We start from the raw sequence: 18399 nt of genomic DNA, 5'->3' as shown, positions 1-18399 counted from the left end.
TTTTCTTTTGTTTCTATGTGCTTCCATCCGGCGGATTCAGCGGGTTCCACGGACCGTTCTGCGGTCCTTTCCACTCCGAGCCGTCCTCCCAAATTTCTTTTTTCCAGATCGGTACGATGTGCTTTAGCCGCTCGATGGCGTACCGGCTGGCTTCGTAGCCTTCCGCCCGATGGGGGGTCGACACGGCGATAACGACGCTCGTTTCCCCGACCGGAACCGGCCCGATCCGATGCGAGATGGCGCACCTCGCCCCCGGCCACCGCTCGGCGATCTCGTCCGCGATCTGTCGCATGGTCTGAAGCGCCATCGGCTCGTACGCCTCGTATTCGAGCAGGACGGTGCGCTGGCCGAACGTCGTCCGGCGCGTCGTGCCGATGAAGACGACAGTCGCTCCGTGTTCGTCATCCGCCACTCGGGCGCATGTCTGCTCGACCGAAAGCGGCTGCGCCGTCAGCAGGTGTTTACCCGTCACAGGGGTAGCACCCGCTTGCCCGGGCAAACCTTGGCCGCCGGAAACGGGCGGGATGAGCGCGATTTCGTCACCCGCGCCGAGCGGCTCCGAATCGTTTGCGTACGCCTGGTTTTTGGCGAGGAAAGCGGAGCGGATAAGCGGCGCCGCCTCCGGATAAAGATGGACCAGCTCGTCCTTGAGCTGCACCCCGGTAACGGGGCTGCCGGACATCGTCACGGTCAAGGACGAGGAACCGAACCGGTCTGCGAGACCGGCGAATACACGAATCGTAAACTGCTGGGTCATGAATGAACACCTCCGTACCGTACTCTCGTCTAAGTAGTGTACCATTTCCTTTGCATGTGCGGCAAAGAAAAGCATACAATGGGATGAAACGGGACTGGCAGGAAAAATGGAGGCCGAACTCGAATAAAACGGATGGAGTAAGCGCAAAGGAGCGAGAGGCGCAGGATGGGCGAGAGAAAACTGGTTCTTCTTCATACGAACGATATTCACAGTCACTTCGAACGGATGCCGCCGATCTGCGAAGCGCTGCGGCAGCTGCGCTCCAAACATGCTGCGTCCGATCCGATCGTGATCGACTGCGGAGATCATATGGACCGGATGCGGCCGGAAACGGAAGGCAGCGAAGGATTTGCCAACATCGCCGTCCTGAATGAGACGGGATACGATCTGATCGTTCCCGGCAACAACGAAGGGCTTACGATGACGCCGGATCATCTGAGCGCCGCCTACTCGCATCGGCAAGGCTATTCGGTCGTTTGCGGCAATTTGCGGCTGGCACGGACGGGGGAGCCGCCCGCTTGGCTGGAGCCGTACCGCATTTTGAACCGGAATGGCCTTCGGGTCGGTGTAATCGGGCTTACCGCCTACTATCCGGACTTTTACTCGCTGCTCGGCTGGACGATCGCCGAACCGCTGGGAACGGCTGCCGAGCTGGTGAAACGGATCCGTCCGGATGTCGATATTGTCGTTGTCGTTTCCCATCTCGGCATCAACAACGATAAAGCGATGGCGGAGCAAATCGAGGGCATCGATATTATTATCGGCAGCCATACCCACCATTTGCTGGAGCAGCCGCTGTATTACGCGGGAACGTTTATCGCCGCCGCCGGCTGCTTCGGTCAATATGTGGGGGAACTGGAGTTCGGCTACGACCCCGATCAGGGAAACCTTCGGCTGCTCAGCGGCATCTGCCACTCCACGGAGAATTTCCCGTCCGATCCGCAGATCGAAGCGCTCATTCGCGAACAGGGAGCGGCGAGCCGGAAGCGGCTGGAGCGTCCTGCGGCGCTAACGGACCGATCGCTTCCGATCAACTGGGGAGCCGAATCCGAGCTTGGCAATCTGCTCGCTTCCGGCATTCGCCGCTGGACGAAGGCGGAGATTGGCCTTGTCAATGCGGGGCAGCTCTTGCAAAGTCTCGACGCGGGGACGGTTACGTTTCTCCGGCTGCTGGAAATATGCCCGTCGCCGATCAACCCGTGCCTGATTCGTTTGCGCGGCGAGCATATTCGGCTGGCGCTGGAGGAAGCGCTGCTGGACGAGTTTATCCGCAAGCCGCTGAAAGGATTCGGGTTTCGCGGCAAGGAGCTCGGAACGTTGTGTTTGTCCGGAATGCGTGTGGAGTATGCGGCTGGCGGCGAGCCTTACCGCAAAATCCGCTCCGTCACGGTCGGCGGGGAGGAGCTCAAGCCGGAGCGGCTGTACGAGGTCGGCACGATTGACATGTTTACGTTCGGCATCGGCTATTTATCGCTGGGCCGCGGAGAAACGGTCACGTATTTTTTACCCGAATTCATTCGCGATGTGCTGGCGAAGCAGCTTGGCGATCCGGACGAAATCAGGGAGTGCGCTATTCCGCGCTGGTTTGCGATCTAAGGAGCTTACATCGCCCTTATAGGAGGAAGTCATGTTCAGTTTATGGGTAGCGTTTATTATCGGGATTGTGGAAGGGCTGACGGAGTTTTTGCCCGTGTCGTCGACGGGCCATATGATTTTGGTAGGCCACATGATCGGTTTTACCGGCGAAAAAGCCGATACGTTCGAGGTGGTCATCCAGCTCGGGGCGATTTTGGCGGTGGCGATCATTTACTGGAGACGCGTGCTCCGCCTGTTCGGCATGAGGGACCGCGAAGTACTCGCCAAGCCCCGCCGCATCAATCTGATCCACATTGCGCTCGCCATCGTTCCGGCGCTCGGCCTTGCGTTCGTGCTGCGTGATTATATCAAGCTGCTGTTCATGCCGGAGACGGTTGTCATCGGTCTTGTCGCAGGCGGGATTTTCATGATTATCGGGGAGAAGCTTCAGCCGAAGGTGACGGTCCGCGACATGGACGAGCTGTCGTACCGGCAGGCGTTGTTCGTAGGCATCGCCCAATGCTTGTCGCTGTGGCCGGGATTCTCCCGCTCGGGCTCGACGATTGCGGCCGGTATGCTGGCCGGGGCGAGCCGGGCGGCGGCGGCCGACTTTACGTTTTTGATCGCTATACCGGTCATGTGCGCGGCAACCGGATACGAAATGCTCAAAAGCTTCGGCTCGATGACCTCGGAAGATATCGGCTTTTTGGCCGTAGGCTTTATCGTATCCTTCGTTGTTGCGCTGGTTGCCGTCGTTACGTTCATTAAGCTTGTAGGCAAGCTGAAGCTGACTTATTTCTCGTACTACCGATTTATTCTTGCGGCTATTGTCCTAATTTATATGTACGCGGTAGGCTTTTAGGATTATTTCACAATGACACCGTTCGACATTTTCGTGTCGAACGGTGATGTTTTTTTATTGCTCTTTTTGTTATTTTCCTTTACGATATTCATGACGGAAATAGAAAATGATGGAGAAATGTGGGACGATTAACATGAGGCTTGTGCCGATCCAACTGTGCCGCCCGGGGATGCGGCTCGCTAGAAAGGTGTATAACGAGGAAGGCTTCGTCCTGCTCGCCGAGCATGTGGAGCTTTCCCAAGGAATGATCCAGCGGCTGAGCCAATACGGCATTCCGCACTTGTACATCGAAGATTCGCGCACCAACGACGTTATCGTGCAAGATCCGATCAGTGAGGAAACGAGGCGTATGGCCATCGGAACGATCCGCTCGAATTTCAAACGGATCATGATGGATACGCTGCCGCGCCGGTCCGTCAACCAGCCGTTTATCGGAAAAGCGTTCAAGGATGCGCTCGGGCTGATCATTGACGATCTGAGCCAAAATCCGACCGCCATGATCATGCTGACCGATATAAGCGTGACCGACCATTATTTGTACCAGCATTCTCTCAACGTATGCATCTATGCGACGATGCTGGGCTTGTCCGAGGGGTATTCGCACCAGGATCTCGCCGTACTCGGATTAGGCGCGCTGCTGCACGATATCGGCAAAACGAAAATTCCGCTCGATATTTTGCAAAAGCCTGGCAAGCTGTCGGGCTCGGAATTCGAAGCGATGAAGCGGCATACCGAATTCGGCTACATGCTGCTGAAGGATGAACCTAACATTCCGCTGCTGTCGGCCCATTGCGCCTTGCAGCATCATGAGAGGATTGACGGGAGCGGGTATCCACGCGGTATTCGAGGGGGGGAAATTCACGAATTTGCAAAATGGATTGGACTGGTCGATTCTTACGACGCCATGACGTCGAACCGCGTATACCGCAGCGCCATGCTGCCGCATCAGGCAGTCGAAGCGCTGTACGCCGGGGCAAACACCTTGTACGAGACAAGCATGGTGGAGCATTTCCGGGATAAAGTCGCCATCTATCCGCTCGGTACGACCGTTACGCTGAACACCGGGGAATCCGGCGTCGTCGTCGACATTAACAGCCAGTCGCCGCAGCGTCCGATCGTCCGGGTGCTGGTCGATGCGGACGGACAGCCGCTGCATGCTCCGTACGAAATCGACATGTCCAAACATTTGTCGCTGGTTGTTGTCAGCGTAGGCGACGTCAAGTAACCCCGTAAACCGGAAGCGCGCAAGCCAGGCGCGAACGGTCGGGGTTTTCTTTTTGCGCCGCTTTCGGGTAAAATGGGAAAGATAAGGAACAGTCAGGTGGGGAAAGACCAAATGAATCCAAACGAACGCGCGGCTGTTCTACAGCCGCTTTCACCGGAATACGACCCGTGGGATCCGATCCGGTCGCTGCGCCGCCTCGGACGCCATGTACTGACGAGTGTGGAGTTTACCGTTACGAATCTGTGCAACATGCGCTGCGAGCATTGCGCCGTCGGAGACGCGCTGACGATGAGCGAAGGAGTGCGTGTTCCGCTGGCGGATGTGTTGAAACGGCTCGACGAGGTCGAGCATCTGGAGACGATCAGCATTACCGGAGGCGAGCCGTCCTATCAGCTCAAAACCGTGAAGGATTACATCGTACCTCTGCTGAGGTACGCCAGAGACAGAGGCGTTCGCACGCAGATCAACTCGAATGTGACGCTCGATCTGTCCCGTTACGAAATGATGGCCCCTTACCTGGACGTTATGCATATTTCGTTCAATTATACGGGGGCGGACGACTTTCACCAGGTCGGCTTCGTTCATAGCGGGCATTCCGTTGGCAGGGAGGTCGCAGCCGGCATGTACGAGCGGATGATGAACAATGCGCTCGCGCTGAGCCGAGGCGGCATGTTCGTGTCCGCCGAATCGATGATCAATTTCCGCACCCATGAGAAAATCGCCGATATTCATCGTCTGATCGGCGAAATGGGCTGCAAGCGGCACGAGGTGCATCCGATGTACCCGAGCGCTTTTGCCGCGAATTTGCCGCAGCTGTCGCTGGAGGAAATACGCGCCGCGATTCATCGGCTGCTGGATAGCCGCGACAAGAACATGTGGATGCTGTTCGGCACGCTGCCGTTTTTCGCTTGCGGCGCCGCAGAGGCCGATCAGGAGATCGTGCGGCGTCTGCGCCATGAGCCGAATGTGACGGTGCGCAACGACCCTGACGGCCGGAACCGGCTCAACGTCAACTTGTTCAGCGGCGACCTGTTCGTCACCGATTTTGCGGACTTGTCCGCTCTCGGCAATATGGCTGCGGACTCGTTCGACGCCGTATTTGAGGCGTGGCTGCGGCATCCGCTGAACCGGAAGGTGGACTGCCACTGCGACGCAGCCGCTTGCTGCGGGCCGAACCTGCTAGTCGCCGACGCCTACTACCGCGATGTCGATTTCAAGCAGCGCCAGGCGGTCGTATGATTCTTTGAAACTATACAGGGTATTAATACGTAAGAAAAACGTATATCGAAGTACTTCAAGGATGAGCGACCGCGACTTAATGGAAGTTTTTCTTGGTAAAGAAAGTCGTATTTCATTTCGCTTTAACGCGTTCTTGAACTTAAACTTTCTTTATCGATAAAGACTAGAATCAAACTTTACGAACAAAAGGGAGGAATTCTCCGGGTTTTCTTATCCGGAGAGTAACGATTGGGTTATAACTGGACCGAACTATTGCTATATTTACTCCTCGTGCTGGTACTCGTTTTTCTGAACGGCTTTTTCGTGGCGGCCGAGTTTGCGCTCGTCAAGGTGCGCCATTCGCGGCTCATTCAGCTCGCAAACGAAGGAAGCGGGCGGGCGAAATATGCACTGAAAGTAACCGGCAAGCTGGACGCCTACTTGTCCGCCACACAGCTCGGCATTACGCTCGCTTCGCTCGGTCTCGGCTGGGTCGGCGAGCCGGCCATTTCGCGGCTGATCGTCGAGCCGGTGCTGGCCAAGCTCGGCTTCGCGGATGCGGTATGGAGCCACACGGTATCGTTCATTGTCGCTTTCTGCGTCATCACCTTTCTGCATATTGTGCTGGGCGAGCTGGCTCCGAAGTCGCTGGCCATCCAGAAGTCGGAAGGGACGTCGATGTGGCTGTCGGGGCCGCTGATGATGTTCTACAAGGTGTTCATGCCGGCGATCTGGCTGCTGAACGGAACGGCGAACCGGCTGCTGCGGCTGATCGGCATCCAGCCTGCGACCGAGCATGAGGTTCATACGGAAGAGGAAATCCGCATTCTGATGAATCAGAGCGCAAGGAGCGGGATTATCGACAAGGACGAGATGGCGCTGTTCGACAACGTGTTCGAGTTTTCTGACCGGCTGGCCCGCGAGGTGATGGTGCCGCGTACGGATATGGACTGTCTATATACGGACTTGTCGTTCGCGGAAAATTTGAAGACGGTTTACGCTTCCAAGCATACGCGTTATCCGGTAGCGAAAGGCGACAAAGACCGCATCGTCGGCTTCGTGCATATTACCGACCTGCTTACATGCGACCCGGACGAGGAGCAGGAGCTGAAGACGTTCATTCGTCCGATTCTGACCGTGCCGGAGTCGATGGAAGTAAGTCATGTGCTGCGGCTGATGAAGAAGAAGCGGTCGCAAATCGCGGTTGTTATCGACGAGTACGGCGGTACGGCGGGCCTAGTGACGGTAGACGACATAGTGGAGGAAATCGTCGGCGAAATGATGGACGAGTTCGACGAAGGCCGCCCAAGCGTTGAGGTGAACGGCGAGGTTACGTCGGTCGACGGCCGGATGCTGTTGGAGGATATTAACGACATGCTGCGCGTCGAGATCGAGGACGACGAGGTCGACTCGATCGGCGGCTGGCTGTTCAAGCAGCTGGAAGGTATGCCGCTGAAAGGATCGAAGGTGGAGTACGGAGGGTATGTGTTCGAGGTCGCGGAAGCGGACCGTCTGCGCGTCGTCAGAGTGAACATTAGCGTTAGCGATACCGCCCAGCCCGCCGAAGATCCAGCCGGGGAATAAAGGGGGCGGGAAAACATGTCGATGAAAACGATCGTTACGATCGTCGTTGGCATCGGGTTGCTGTACGGCTTGTTTACGGTCGGGATGCCGTTCTTGCTGGCGCTCCTGATCGCCATGTTTTTGGAGCCAGTCGTTGCTTGGATGATGCGGTCACTGCGGCTCGGCCGCATCGCTTCGGCCACGATCGTATGTACGGTGTTTGCCCTGCTGCTGTTCGGCCTTGTTTATTTGTGCGGGGCCGGGCTGATCGGGCAACTGATCGATATCGCCAAAAAGGCGCCGGCTTTTCTGGAAGACTTCAATCGTTACTTCAAGGATGCGACCGAACGGACCGAGCTGTTCTATAGCACGCTTCCGGTCGACGTGGCGGCGCAAATGCAAGCCGCTCTGGAGCAAGGCGTTACGACACTGACCAACTCGCTCTCGAGCATTATCGCCGGCATCACGGGTTATTTCCTGAATGCGGCCAAAGCGGTGCCGACGCTGTTCATCGCCTTCGTTGTGTTTATGGTCGCGCTTTACTTGACGACGTTTAGTCTGCCTTTGCTGAAAACGGGCTTTCTCGGGCTGTTCGAGGACCGTTCGCGTGACAAGGTGGCGAGCGTGCTCGGCAATTTGCGCAGCTCGCTGCTCGGCTTTCTGAAGGCGCAAATTATTCTAAGCGCACTTACGTATCTCGTATCGCTGCTCGGCTTGTTCATCCTTCGCGTTGAGTATCCGTTCGCGGTCGCGCTGCTCATCATTATTGTCGATGTGCTGCCGATACTCGGCACAGGCTCGGTCATCGTGCCCTGGGCGGCGTTCGTGTTTTTCAAGGGCGAAGTGTCGCTTGCGGTCGGGCTGCTTGCGTTGTTTATCGTCATTACGATATTCCGGCGAATCGTCGAACCGAAAATACTTGGCGACTCGATCGGGATCGGCGCGCTGCCTACGCTCGTGGGCTTGTACATCGGTTTCAAGCTGATGGGCGTCGTCGGCCTGTTTCTCGGGCCGATTCTGATGATTTTGTATAAGGAAATGCGCAAGGCCGGTCTGCTCCAGTTCAAGATCAAGCTGGAATAATAACGAAGACGGCGCACCAAAAAACAAAACAAACCGGGGAAGCCTCTTCAGGCGTCTCCGGTTTGTTTTTTGCGGTATTCGGCCGGGGAATCGCCGAGCGCTTTTTTGAACACTTTGCTGAAATATTTCTCGTCCTCGTAACCGGTCATATGGGCGATCTGCACGATTTTGAGCGCCGGGTTGAGCAGCAGCGTCTTCGCCCGTTCCATCCGGTGACGGAGCAAAAAGTCGCTGATCGTCTCGCCGAATTGCTGCTTGAACCGGCGGGATACGTATTCGCGGCTCAAATAAAAATGCGCGGCGACTTCCTGGACGCTAATGTCCTGCTCCAGACGGCTCTGCAAATAGCGGGCGATCTCGTAGATGAGATGGCTCTCCTGCTGCGTCACCTTGGAAAGCAGCTCGGCGAGCTGAAGCAGGCTGCCCGTCATTTCGTCGCGAAGCTTCTCAAGCGAAAGCTCTCCCTGCTCATTCAGCGGCAGCGACTCTGCCTGGCTTTCCGGCGGAAGAAAAACATCCGCTTCGTTTACCGGAAAAAACTCCTTCACCCAGCGCGACTTAAGCACCCCGAACTCGTGCCGCCACAGGTCGAGGTGATCGATCGTCACGACGTCTTTTTTTCGCACCTCGGCGATCCAGTCGTCGACCGCTTCTGCGATCTTGTCTTTGCTCGCGCTGCGGATCGCCAGCCGCACCCGGTCCTCGTAGTCGCTGAAATGCAGCTCCGCGGGATGGGGCGGCTTGTGCGGATCGAACTCGCAGATCCACCCCGCCCGCTTGCGCAGATTGCGCTGCCTCAGCGCGGCTTCCGCCTCCGCATACGACTGCTTCGCTCCGTGCGGAAACGGATGTACGCCCCCCATGCCAAACTCGGCGCGGGTCCCGAAGGTGCGATACAAGCCTTCGTTGATCGCTTCCAGCGTCTCTCTCGCCCGCTCCGGCCGTCCCAGATGCAGCAGCGCGATCTGCTGGCTCGAGCCCCAGAAGCGAAAGGCGAAGCCGTCCTTCGGCGCGTTCAGCAGCTCGCCGCAAATGTTGGTCAGGCTGAACAGCAGCAGGTCGTTATGCGCCGCGAACTTGTCGCGCAGCTTGCCCCGCAGCGTATCGGTCGTCAGCAAGCTGATCCGGCAGGGGACGCCTTCCGTTAGCTGCGGAAACTCCTGGGCGAACGACTCCTTCTCGGCATAATACGTCCCCGGGTCGCCGAGCACGTTCGACAGCAGCTTATCGCAGTACACCGGACGCAGCGAATTGATGCGGATCGACCGCAGATGCGACTCCATCCGTTCGCGTTCTTCCTCGCTCCAGCTGCGAAGCGCTTTTTGCGTTACGTCCAGCAGTTGATCGGCGTCGATCGGCTTGAGCAGATAGTCCATGCCGCCGTATTGGACCGTCCCCCGCACGAATTGGAAGTCGTCATGTCCGCTGATGACGATCGTTTTGCACGCCGGCGCGTTTTCCTTGATCCAGCGAAGCAGCGAAAGGCCGTCCATGTTCGGCATCATCATGTCGGTATAGACGATTTGCGGCCGCTCGGCCTCGATCAGCCGCACGGCCGTGGCGCCGTCCGCCGCCTCCAATATCGTATTGATGCCAAGCGCGCCCCAATCGATCAGCAGTTTGATCGCATCCCGCACATGCTTCTCGTCATCCACGATGATGATCTTCATCGTCTGCCTCCTTTCCCCTTGCCGGTATCGTGATGGTGATCCGGAACCCATGCGGCTCGGCCCCCTCAACCTGCATATCCGCTTCATCGCCATAAAACAGCTTCAGCCGCGACAGTACGTTCGCGAGGCCGATGCCGCCGCCGTCCGCATCTTCCGCCTCCGGATCAAGCCCTTTCCCGGCGAGCCGCAGTGTCCTGCGAACGCGCTCCAGTCTGGCGGGTTCCGCCCCACGGCCATTGTCCCGGACCGTAATCGCAATCGTGCCGTCCTGCAGCGCTCGGCTGCGAACCTCAATTTCGCCCGGCTGCTCCGGCGAAGGGACCATGCCGTGCTTGAAATAATTTTCGACGAGCGGCTGCAGCGTCATTTTCGGCACCTCGACCTGCAGCGTCTGTTCGTCGATATCGAGCGTCAGCGCAAGGCCGTCGCCGAACCGGTTTCGCTGAAGCTCCATGTAGGAGCGAATGTGGTCGATTTCCTTCGCCAGCGGCACCGACGTTTCCCCCGTATTCATACTGTAGCGCATCATTTTGCCGAGCGAGGCGATCAGCTTGTATACGTTCGGCGCGTTCATTTGCAGCGCCAGCGTGCCGATCGATTGCAGGGCGTTATATAAAAAATGCGGCTGAATTTGCGCTTGCAGCGCCTTCAGCTGGTTCGTCCGGTTGGCCAGCTCGAGCCGGTACTCCTTGACGATCAAATTGTTGATATGCTGCATCATCGAACGGAAGCGCGCCGCCAGCAGGCCGAACTCGTCGCTTCGCGACAGCCGGATGTCGACGTTCATATTGCCTTTCTCGATCGCCGCGATGTAACCGATGAGCCGTTTGATCGGCGCCGTGAACAGGAAGGCGACGCCGACGGTGACAACGATAGACAGCAGCGAGAAAGCGGCCAGCACGAAGGTGTTGATACGCGCCACGTCGCGAGCTTGCTTGTACAGCGCCTCGTCCGGAATGCGCTTTACGATCGTCCAGCGCAAATAACTCGTCTCGAGCGTATCGTACACCTGCACGCCTCGGAAGCCATCGCCGCCGCCTACGAATACGCTGCCGGCCCGCTCCGGCCGCGCCAGCAGCTCGGCCGCCCAGCCTTGCTCCAGACGCCGCCCCCAGTCGCCCGGATCGGGACCGTACACGACGTATCCGCGCTCGTCGATAAGGAACAGCTGCTCGCGGCTGCGGTCGTACAAGCTTTCGGCCATCGTCCTTAGCCCCTGCATATCGACGTCGACGGACAAAATGCCGAGCTCCTCGGTGCGCGGAACTCTCCGGATGATGCGGTGCATCGTCATAACCGTTGCGGGCTCGATATAGGCGGTCGGCGCGAAGCCGTAGTCGTGGCTGGCGTGCGGCGGCTGTACGGCTACCTCGGCTCCGTAGGTGTCGGGGCGAAACGGCTGCGGCGATTCGGGAATGCGCTTGAACAGCGCGCTCTTCAGCAGATAGGGCTGTTTCGCCAGATCAAGGTACAGGTATACCTGGTAAATGTCCGGCATTACGTTCGCCATATGCATAAGCGCGCGGTACGTTTCCTTGTCGCTTAAGTAGTCGGTCGCCCCGGTCTCGATCGCTTCATTCAGCTTCGCGTCGTTGTATACAGACAGGGTCGCCTGATGAATCGTGTCCATGTAGTGCCGTATATTTTCCCGGCCTTGCACGAGCAGCGCCGCGGTCACGCCGATCCGTTCCTTTGCGATTGAATCTTTCGTGTACCAGTACGTAATTATGATGGATGTTGCGAGCGGGACCGTAACGGCGGCCAGCAGGAAAGCGATTAATTTGTTGCGAATGCTCGTTCGGAACACCGGTACCCAGCTCGCTTTCGTCGTAGTCTCGGCCGGACGTCATCAAGTTCCACCTAATACGTCACGAGGTTCCATGTTTGCGCTGACGCGCTCCGTTTACAATAACGATATAACGGTTTATAGAAAATAAAGGAGGTCGACACGATGAAAAAAGGCAAAGCGATGGCAGACTGGGCGCTTGGGGCCGCATTCGTCGGTCCAGCCGCGCTCGTGTTCGTCCTGATCGTGCTTTTTCCGTTCGTCATGAGCATCGGCTACTCGTTTACGGAATGGAACGGAGTCAGCTCTGATATGAAATGGGTCGGTCTCGCCAATTATACAACCATCTTAACCGAAGACCGGGCATTTCTCCACTCCTTCGCTTTTACCGTCCGGTTCACGCTGGCGAGCGTGCTGCTGACGAACGCGCTCGGCTTTTTGCTCGCGCTGCTGCTCACACAGGCGCTTAAGACTCGCAACTTCCTGCGGACGATTTTTTTCATGCCGAACGTGATCGGCGGCTTGCTGCTCGGCTTCATCTGGCAGTTTATTTTCGTCAAAGGGTTCGGTACGATCGGCGAAAAAACGGGCATCTCCTTCTTCAACCTGCCGTGGCTTGGCGACGAGTCGACCGCGTTCTGGGGAATCGTCATCGTCAGCGTATGGCAGGGAGCGGGTTATTTGATGGTCATCTATATCGCCTCCCTGGCGGGCGTGCCCAAAGACATTATCGAGGCGGCGCGCATCGACGGCGCGAACCGGCTGCAATTGCTCGGGCGCATCACGTTTCCGCTGATTATGCCGGCGGTCACCGTTTGCTTGTTTCTGTCGATCTCCTGGGCGTTCAAAATGTTCGATCTGAACATTTCGCTGACGAAGGGCGGGCCGTTCGGCTCGACCGAATCGATCGCGCTGAACATTTACCAGGATGCGTTCCGCAACAACATGCTCGGCCTCGGCTCGGCCAAATCGGTTATTTTCTTCGTCGCCGTCGCACTCGTGACGATCGTGCAGGTAAGCATTACGAAGAAAAGGGAGGTGGAGGCCTAAATGGAAACACGCCATTCCTATTCGGCCCGACTGCTTCTGCTGGAGTTGGTTGCTCTGCTGCTGGCGCTGCTGTTTCTCGCGCCGTTTTACTTCGTCATCGTCAACTCGGTGAAAAGCTTCGGCGATCTGCTCGTTAACGCGGCGGGTTTGCCGCAATCGCTCCACTTCGAAAACTACTCCCGCGTTTGGGAAATCACCAAGTTTCCGAGCGCGTTCGTCAATTCGCTGCTGATTACGCTGTTCAGCAACATCGGGCTCATCGTCATCAGCGCGATGGCCGCCTACCGGATCGTCCGCGTGCCGAGCCGGTTCAACAAGCTGCTGTTTCTTGCCTTCATCGCGGCGATGGTCATTCCGTTCCAGTCGGTCATGATTCCGCTTGTGCGCGTCGCGGACCGTTTGCATCTTATGGACAGCATTCCCGGACTGGTCGTTTGTTATTTGGGCTTTGGGGTATCGCTTAACCTGTTTCTGTACCATGGCTTCGTCAAGGAGATACCGCGGGAAATCGAGGAGTCTGCGGTCGTGGACGGCTGCTCGCCGTTCGGCGTCTTCTGGCGCATCGTGTTTCCGCTGCTGAAGCCGATGAGCGTGACGATTTTGCTGCTGAACAGCCTTTGGATCTGGAACGACTTTTTGCTTCCTTCGCTCGTTTTATCGTCTCCCGAGCTGCGCACGATTCCGCTGGCGACGTATTCGTTCTTCGGGCAATATACGAAGCAGTGGGACTTGGCGCTGGCCGGTCTCGTGCTCAGCGTTACGCCGATCGTGCTGTTTTTCCTTGTTATGCAGCGGCATATTATCGAAGGGATTACGGCCGGGTCGGTAAAAGGATAAGCGTAAGGGTAAGCGGTTCACAAAATTCCACCTATTTGTTCATCGGCGTACGTGTTTGGCGGCAAGCGATCCGTTTACAATACAGCTATAAACCAAATATATATATAAAAGGGAGGAAATTTAGATGATGAAACGCGCTACATTCCTCGGTCTCATCGGTGTACTGCTTTTGGCGCTCGTCGCGGCAGGCTGCGGCAAAAAAGAGGAGTCTTCTTCCGCAAGCGGCGGCAATGCCGGAGGCAAAAACGTCACGATTAAAATGTTCCAGTTCAAGGTCGAAATCGCCGAGCAGCTGGCGAAGCTGGCCAAAGAATACGAGAAGGAAAATCCCGGCGTCAAAATCCAGATCGATACGGTCGGCGGGGGAGCGGATTACGGAGCGGCGCTGAAAGCGAAATTCAGCTCCGGTGACAAGCCGGACATTTTCAACAACGGCGGCTTCACCGATCTCGATCTGTGGCTCGAACATCTGGAAGACTTGTCCGACCAGCCGTGGGTGAAAGATCTCGTCGAAGCGGCCAAAGAGCCGATGACGAAAAACGGCAAGCTGTACGGCCAGCCGCTGAACCTCGAAGGTTACGGCTTCCTGTACAACAAGGAGCTGTTCGCCCAGGCCGGCATTACCGAGCTGCCGAAGACACTGAGCCAGCTGGAAGAGGCGGCCAAGAAGCTTCAAGCCAAAGGCATTACGCCTTTCGTCAACGGCTACGGCGAATGGTGGGTGCTCGGCAATCACTTTGTGAATTTGCCGTTCGCTTACCAGTCCAATCCGAACGTGTTTATCGACGGCCTGAACAAAGGCACGTCCAAATTCGCCGACAATGAAACGTTCAACAACTGGGTGAAGCTGTTCGACTTGCAGCTGAAGTACGGCAACGCCAATCCGCTGCAAACGGACTACAACACGCAAGTCACGACGTTCGCTACCGGCAAGGCGGCCATGACGCAGCAGGGCAACTGGACGCAAGTGCAGCTGACGAAAACGAACCCGAATCTGAAAGTCGGCTTCCTGCCGATGCCGATCAGCGACGACGCGGCGGCCAGCGATAAACTGCCAGTCGGCGTGCCGAACAACTGGGTCATCAACAAAAACTCCGCCGTCAAAGACGAAGCGAAGAAGTTTTTGAACTGGATGGTTACGTCGGATATCGGCAAAACCTATATGACGAAGGAATTCAAGTTCATCCCGGCGTTTAAGTCGGTAACGGCCGACGAAGCGACACTCGGACCGCTCGCCGCGGACATTATGAAATACGTCAAAGATAACAAAACGCTAAGCTGGAACTGGTTCAAATTCCCGGGCGGCGAAGCGTCGAGCAAAAAATTCGCCGACGCGATGCAAGCTTACGTCGCCAAAAAGATGACGAAAGAGCAAATGCTCGGCGAATTCCAGAAAACGTGGGATAGCTTGAAAAAATAATTGCAGCGGAACAACAGATGTAAGAAACCTCCATCAAACGGGTGAAACGCCCCGTGTTTTGGGGGTTTCTTTCCGTTTTGGGGGGCAACCGGATCGGTTTGCTCCAGGGGGCGAGCGATTCGGCCGCGGCAAAAGCTGTGTACACGCGAAGAAAGCGGAAACTGGACCGGGCTGTCGACATAGGCTTAAGAAAGAGCCCAATTAGTTGCAGGGACATTTTCGAATAAGGAGGATGCAGCCTGTGATCAACCCGCAACTGCGAGCGTACCGTCCTTTTATCGGCCCGTTCGACCCTTGTCCGCCGATGCTTGTCAAAACGTATGTCATACCGCCCAACTTAACGATGCCGCTTCAGCCCCCGGGCTTGCCTCAGTTTTCCCCGGCGGAGGCGCTGCGGATCGGAACGTTATGGCCGGCTTACTTCAGTCCTTACGAGAGCAGGAGATGCTAACCGATGGAGAACAAACTCGATGCGCGTTACTATGAGCTGCTTCGGAGGCTGCAGGAAGCGGATTTTGTGCTGATCGAGCTGACGCTTTATCTCGATACGCATCCGGACGATTTGCAGGCGATTGAGCAGTTCAACCAGACGGCCGTGGTCCGCAGACAGATCGCCTGCGAGTACGAGAACGATTACGGCCCGCTGCTGCAGTACGGCCACAGCTTCAGCCGGTATCCGTGGGATTGGAAAAACACGCCCTGGCCCTGGCAGGTGTAAGCTCCGGCGTGCTGACGTCCGTGCGTGCCCGTGCGGCTCCGGCTTTCCTATTTTCGGATCGCCGGCATCCGGCATGTTCGTTTCGATTGGAGGAAAGCGAGAAGCGGTCAGGAGGTACAGGAAACCATGTGGATTTACGAGAAAAAGCTGCAATATCCGGTCCGGGTGTGCAAATGCGATCCGCGCATGGCGAAATTTTTGCTCGAGCAGTACGGTGGGGCGGACGGCGAGCTGGCTGCAGCGCTGCGTTATTTAAACCAGCGTTACACGATTCCGGACAAAGTGATCGGTCTCTTGACGGATATCGGCACGGAGGAGTTCGCCCATCTCGAGATGATCGCGACGATGGTGTATAAGCTGACCAAGGACGCTACGCCGATGCAGCTGGAGGAGGCTGGGCTCGGGGCGAATTTTGCCGCTCACGATCACGCGCTTTTCTACAGCAACGCCGCCGGGGTACCGTGGACGGCCGCTTATATTCAGGCCAAGGGCGATCCGATCGCCGATTTGTTCGAGGATATCGCGGCCGAGGAGAAGGCGCGGGCGACGTACCAATGGCTGATCGACATGACCGACGACGTCGATTTGCAGGATTCGCTGCGGTTTTTGCGCGAGCGGGAAATTATTCACTCGCTTCGTTTCCGCGAGGCGGTCGAAATTTTGAAGGAGGAGCGGGACGCGCAGAAGGTGTTTTGAGAACATAGGTGACGAGGGCGGCATCCATGCAACCGTGGTGCCGTTTTTTTTGTCGGAAAGCCTCGATCCATGGCGTTTCCAGCGCCTTGCTCTTGAATAACCGGCGCAAACCTGCATATAATAAGAACACATGTTCCTATACGGGGCTAAAGGAGGGTCTCTCATGTCCGTGCTTGTCAGTCATACGCACACCGCCGCATCGCCGGACGTTATACAGCTTATTCGCAACATTATGATTTTGCCCGTTGTCCGGTCGAACTTCGCAAGCGATAACCTGTATTTCGAGAATAACAATACTTACGAATACCCGAGCCCTTATACGTGGGTGGCGAGACGGGTGATACGCCGGATCGACCGGGACATTGCGAAGTTAAGCAGGGTGCTTCAGGCGAGCGGAGTCGAGCTCGGCGAGGAACGGCAGGATGCGATTTCCTTCACCCGCTGGTTCGCTGCTCAAGGCGTATGTCGTTCGCTTACGCTGCGCTGGGGAACGTTTGAGGGCGAGATCGAGCTGCTCATGCACTATTACCTCGGCAACCTGGATCCGGATTCAGCTGTCTCCGGCGGGTGACGGGCTATGAAGAACCTTGCTGTCCGCAGACCGAGAGTCGTGTTTTTGGCGGATTGCCAGAGCTTCTATGCGAGCGTCGAAAAGGCGCAGCGGCCCGAACTGGAAGGGAAGCCGATCGTCGTGGCCGGCGACCCCGAGCGCCGTAGCGGTATCATTCTCGCAGCTTGTCCAATCGCCAAGTCGTTCGGCGTGACGACGGCCGAGACGATCCGCGAATCGCTAGCCAAATGCCCGCAGCTCGAGATCATCAAGCCGCGTATGCAGCTGTACATCGATGTTTCTTTACAAATTACGGAGATTTACGAACGTTTTTCCGACTTGGTCGAGCCTTATTCGATCGACGAGCAATTCATCGACGTTACCGGGTCGGAGCGGCTTTTCGGCGAACCGGAGCAGATTGCCCAGGTCATTCAGAAGCAGGTGTGGAACGAAACGCGAATCCGAACCCGGGTCGGCATCGGCGAAAATAAAATACTCGCGAAAATGGCCTGCGACAACTTTGCGAAGAAAAACGCATCCGGCATATACGAGCTCAAAAAGGAAGAGCTGGCCGATACGCTCTGGCAGCTTCCGATCAACAAAATGTTTATGGTCGGCTCCCGCATGACCCAGCATTTCAACCGGATGGGCATTACGACGATCGGCGAGCTGGCGCGTATTCCGCTCGAGCAGTTTAAAGCTCGTCTCAGCCGGAAATTCGGCCGGAACAGCGACATTAACGCCGAGGTGCTCTGGCGGATTGCGAACGGCAGCGACGATTCGCCGGTGTCTCCTTTTACGTTCGATACGCAGCAAAAAGGAATCGGCCATATGATGACGCTGCCGTTTGACTACCGGAAGCTCGAAGACTTGAAGGTAGTGCTGCTGGAGCTGTCGGAGCTCGTATGCCAGCGGGTACGCTCGAAAGGGCTGATGGGGCAAGTCGTGTCGGCGGGCTGCCAAGGGGCGGACTTCGATCAGCCAACGGGATTTTATCGGCAAATGAAAATGCAGCACAACACGAACTTGACGGAGGAGGTCTACGAGGTTGTCTGTGAAATTTTCGCCAAACATTGGAATGGCCAGCCGGTGCGGAAGCTTGGCGTGACCCTAAGCGAGCTGATGCCGGACGAAACGTACCAGATGACCGTATTTCCGGAGCGGGAGAAAAAAATGGCGCTCGAGCGGGCTACCGACGAGATCAAAAGCCGTTTTGGCAACGCCTCGATCATGCGGGCCTCTTCGGTTACGAATGCCGGGCAGGCGCAGCGCAGAGTGGGGATGATCGGAGGGCACTACAAATGAGTGTCAGATTGAATTTTATTAGAGAAGTCAAAAAGACCAAAAAGCAGTAGTATCGGATGATGGAATCATTCACTATTACTGCTT

Annotated in this window: 17 protein-coding genes; 14 read left to right on the top strand and 3 right to left on the bottom strand. The window is 56.8% G+C overall.

The window, feature by feature from the left end; translation table 11 throughout:
* Window positions 1-13: 13 nt before the first annotated feature.
* Window positions 14-757, bottom strand: coding sequence for a molybdenum cofactor biosynthesis protein (locus D7M11_RS08125; RefSeq protein ID WP_120746659.1), 744 nt, complete (start codon window positions 755-757; stop codon window positions 14-16).
* A gap of 165 nt (window positions 758-922) precedes the next feature.
* On the opposite strand from D7M11_RS08125, the gene D7M11_RS08120 reads away from it, so the two are divergent.
* The 6 genes from D7M11_RS08120 to ytvI all read left to right on the top strand — a co-directional run bounded on the left by D7M11_RS08120 (window position 923) and on the right by ytvI (window position 8283).
* Complete coding sequence (locus D7M11_RS08120) at window positions 923-2353, top strand: bifunctional metallophosphatase/5'-nucleotidase (RefSeq protein WP_120746658.1); 1431 nt, start codon at window positions 923-925, stop codon at window positions 2351-2353.
* A 31-nt stretch (window positions 2354-2384) separates the two neighbouring features.
* On the top strand, window positions 2385-3194 hold the full coding sequence (locus D7M11_RS08115) for an undecaprenyl-diphosphate phosphatase (RefSeq protein ID WP_120746657.1): 810 nt from the start codon (window positions 2385-2387) through the stop codon (window positions 3192-3194).
* A gap of 106 nt (window positions 3195-3300) precedes the next feature.
* Window positions 3301-4419 carry an HD-GYP domain-containing protein gene (locus D7M11_RS08110; protein ID WP_338042483.1) on the top strand — a complete coding sequence of 373 codons (1119 nt, stop codon included), beginning with the start codon at window positions 3301-3303 and terminating at the stop codon, window positions 4417-4419.
* Window positions 4420-4530: 111 nt separating this feature from the next.
* On the top strand, window positions 4531-5658 hold the full coding sequence (gene yfkAB / locus D7M11_RS08105) for a radical SAM/CxCxxxxC motif protein YfkAB (RefSeq protein WP_120746655.1): 1128 nt from the start codon (window positions 4531-4533) through the stop codon (window positions 5656-5658).
* 228 nt (window positions 5659-5886) lie between these two features.
* The gene (locus tag D7M11_RS08100; RefSeq protein WP_120746654.1) at window positions 5887-7221 is read left to right on the top strand and encodes a hemolysin family protein; all 1335 of its coding nucleotides are present in this window, start codon (window positions 5887-5889) and stop codon (window positions 7219-7221) included.
* A gap of 15 nt (window positions 7222-7236) precedes the next feature.
* The gene (gene ytvI, locus D7M11_RS08095) at window positions 7237-8283 is read left to right on the top strand and encodes a sporulation integral membrane protein YtvI (RefSeq protein ID WP_120746653.1); all 1047 of its coding nucleotides are present in this window, start codon (window positions 7237-7239) and stop codon (window positions 8281-8283) included.
* A 47-nt stretch (window positions 8284-8330) separates the two neighbouring features.
* On the opposite strand, the gene D7M11_RS08090 is transcribed toward ytvI, so the two are convergent.
* Both D7M11_RS08090 and D7M11_RS08085 read right to left on the bottom strand, forming a co-directional pair.
* Complete coding sequence (locus tag D7M11_RS08090; RefSeq protein WP_158606506.1) at window positions 8331-9953, bottom strand: response regulator; 1623 nt, start codon at window positions 9951-9953, stop codon at window positions 8331-8333.
* The gene (locus D7M11_RS08085) at window positions 9931-11760 is read right to left on the bottom strand and encodes a sensor histidine kinase (protein WP_120746651.1); all 1830 of its coding nucleotides are present in this window, start codon (window positions 11758-11760) and stop codon (window positions 9931-9933) included. The genes D7M11_RS08090 and D7M11_RS08085 overlap by 23 nt, the downstream gene beginning before the upstream one ends.
* A 144-nt stretch (window positions 11761-11904) precedes the next feature.
* Between D7M11_RS08085 and D7M11_RS08080 the strand changes: the two genes are divergently transcribed.
* The 8 genes from D7M11_RS08080 to D7M11_RS08045 all read left to right on the top strand — a co-directional run bounded on the left by D7M11_RS08080 (window position 11905) and on the right by D7M11_RS08045 (window position 18315).
* The gene (locus D7M11_RS08080) at window positions 11905-12789 is read left to right on the top strand and encodes a carbohydrate ABC transporter permease (protein WP_120746650.1); all 885 of its coding nucleotides are present in this window, start codon (window positions 11905-11907) and stop codon (window positions 12787-12789) included.
* Window positions 12790-13626, top strand: a complete 837-nt coding sequence (locus D7M11_RS08075; RefSeq protein ID WP_120746649.1) for a carbohydrate ABC transporter permease — start codon at window positions 12790-12792, stop codon at window positions 13624-13626.
* 127 nt (window positions 13627-13753) lie between these two features.
* Window positions 13754-15046 carry an ABC transporter substrate-binding protein gene (locus D7M11_RS08070; RefSeq protein WP_120746731.1) on the top strand — a complete coding sequence of 431 codons (1293 nt, stop codon included), beginning with the start codon at window positions 13754-13756 and terminating at the stop codon, window positions 15044-15046.
* A 304-nt stretch (window positions 15047-15350) separates the two neighbouring features.
* Window positions 15351-15497 (top strand): spore coat associated protein CotJA, encoded by a 147-nt coding sequence (locus tag D7M11_RS08065; protein WP_240041012.1) that lies wholly within the window; start codon window positions 15351-15353, stop codon window positions 15495-15497.
* A gap of 3 nt (window positions 15498-15500) precedes the next feature.
* The gene (locus D7M11_RS08060; protein WP_120746647.1) at window positions 15501-15764 is read left to right on the top strand and encodes a spore coat protein CotJB; all 264 of its coding nucleotides are present in this window, start codon (window positions 15501-15503) and stop codon (window positions 15762-15764) included.
* A 126-nt stretch (window positions 15765-15890) separates the two neighbouring features.
* Window positions 15891-16460 carry a manganese catalase family protein gene (locus D7M11_RS08055; RefSeq protein WP_120746646.1) on the top strand — a complete coding sequence of 190 codons (570 nt, stop codon included), beginning with the start codon at window positions 15891-15893 and terminating at the stop codon, window positions 16458-16460.
* 163 nt (window positions 16461-16623) lie between these two features.
* Complete coding sequence (locus tag D7M11_RS08050; RefSeq protein ID WP_120746645.1) at window positions 16624-17031, top strand: YhjD family protein; 408 nt, start codon at window positions 16624-16626, stop codon at window positions 17029-17031.
* Between the two features lie 6 nt (window positions 17032-17037).
* Complete coding sequence (locus D7M11_RS08045; protein ID WP_120746644.1) at window positions 17038-18315, top strand: DNA polymerase IV; 1278 nt, start codon at window positions 17038-17040, stop codon at window positions 18313-18315.
* Window positions 18316-18399: the final 84 nt, after the last annotated feature.

The sequence above is a fragment of the Paenibacillus ginsengarvi genome (assembly GCF_003626695.1).
Taxonomy (GTDB): Bacteria; Bacillota; Bacilli; order Paenibacillales; family NBRC-103111; genus Paenibacillus_AB; species Paenibacillus_AB ginsengarvi.
This window is presented reverse-complemented; position numbering and strand designations above follow the sequence as displayed.

What these genes read in the sequence shown, in the direction of transcription:
- D7M11_RS08125 (WP_120746659.1), bottom strand. Translation starts at nt 757, where the DNA reads ATGACCCAGCAGTTTACGATTCGTGTATTCGCCGGTCTCGCAGACCGG.
- D7M11_RS08120 (WP_120746658.1), top strand. Translation starts at nt 923, where the DNA reads ATGGGCGAGAGAAAACTGGTTCTTCTTCATACGAACGATATTCACAGT.
- D7M11_RS08115 (WP_120746657.1), top strand. Translation starts at nt 2,385, where the DNA reads ATGTTCAGTTTATGGGTAGCGTTTATTATCGGGATTGTGGAAGGGCTG.
- D7M11_RS08110 (WP_338042483.1), top strand. Translation starts at nt 3,301, where the DNA reads ATGATGGAGAAATGTGGGACGATTAACATGAGGCTTGTGCCGATCCAA.
- yfkAB (WP_120746655.1), top strand. Translation starts at nt 4,531, where the DNA reads ATGAATCCAAACGAACGCGCGGCTGTTCTACAGCCGCTTTCACCGGAA.
- ytvI (WP_120746653.1), top strand. Translation starts at nt 7,237, where the DNA reads ATGTCGATGAAAACGATCGTTACGATCGTCGTTGGCATCGGGTTGCTG.
- D7M11_RS08090 (WP_158606506.1), bottom strand. Translation starts at nt 9,953, where the DNA reads ATGAAGATCATCATCGTGGATGACGAGAAGCATGTGCGGGATGCGATC.
- D7M11_RS08080 (WP_120746650.1), top strand. Translation starts at nt 11,905, where the DNA reads ATGAAAAAAGGCAAAGCGATGGCAGACTGGGCGCTTGGGGCCGCATTC.
- D7M11_RS08075 (WP_120746649.1), top strand. Translation starts at nt 12,790, where the DNA reads ATGGAAACACGCCATTCCTATTCGGCCCGACTGCTTCTGCTGGAGTTG.
- D7M11_RS08070 (WP_120746731.1), top strand. Translation starts at nt 13,754, where the DNA reads ATGAAACGCGCTACATTCCTCGGTCTCATCGGTGTACTGCTTTTGGCG.
- D7M11_RS08065 (WP_240041012.1), top strand. Translation starts at nt 15,351, where the DNA reads ATGCTTGTCAAAACGTATGTCATACCGCCCAACTTAACGATGCCGCTT.
- D7M11_RS08060 (WP_120746647.1), top strand. Translation starts at nt 15,501, where the DNA reads ATGGAGAACAAACTCGATGCGCGTTACTATGAGCTGCTTCGGAGGCTG.
- D7M11_RS08055 (WP_120746646.1), top strand. Translation starts at nt 15,891, where the DNA reads ATGTGGATTTACGAGAAAAAGCTGCAATATCCGGTCCGGGTGTGCAAA.
- D7M11_RS08050 (WP_120746645.1), top strand. Translation starts at nt 16,624, where the DNA reads ATGTCCGTGCTTGTCAGTCATACGCACACCGCCGCATCGCCGGACGTT.
- D7M11_RS08045 (WP_120746644.1), top strand. Translation starts at nt 17,038, where the DNA reads ATGAAGAACCTTGCTGTCCGCAGACCGAGAGTCGTGTTTTTGGCGGAT.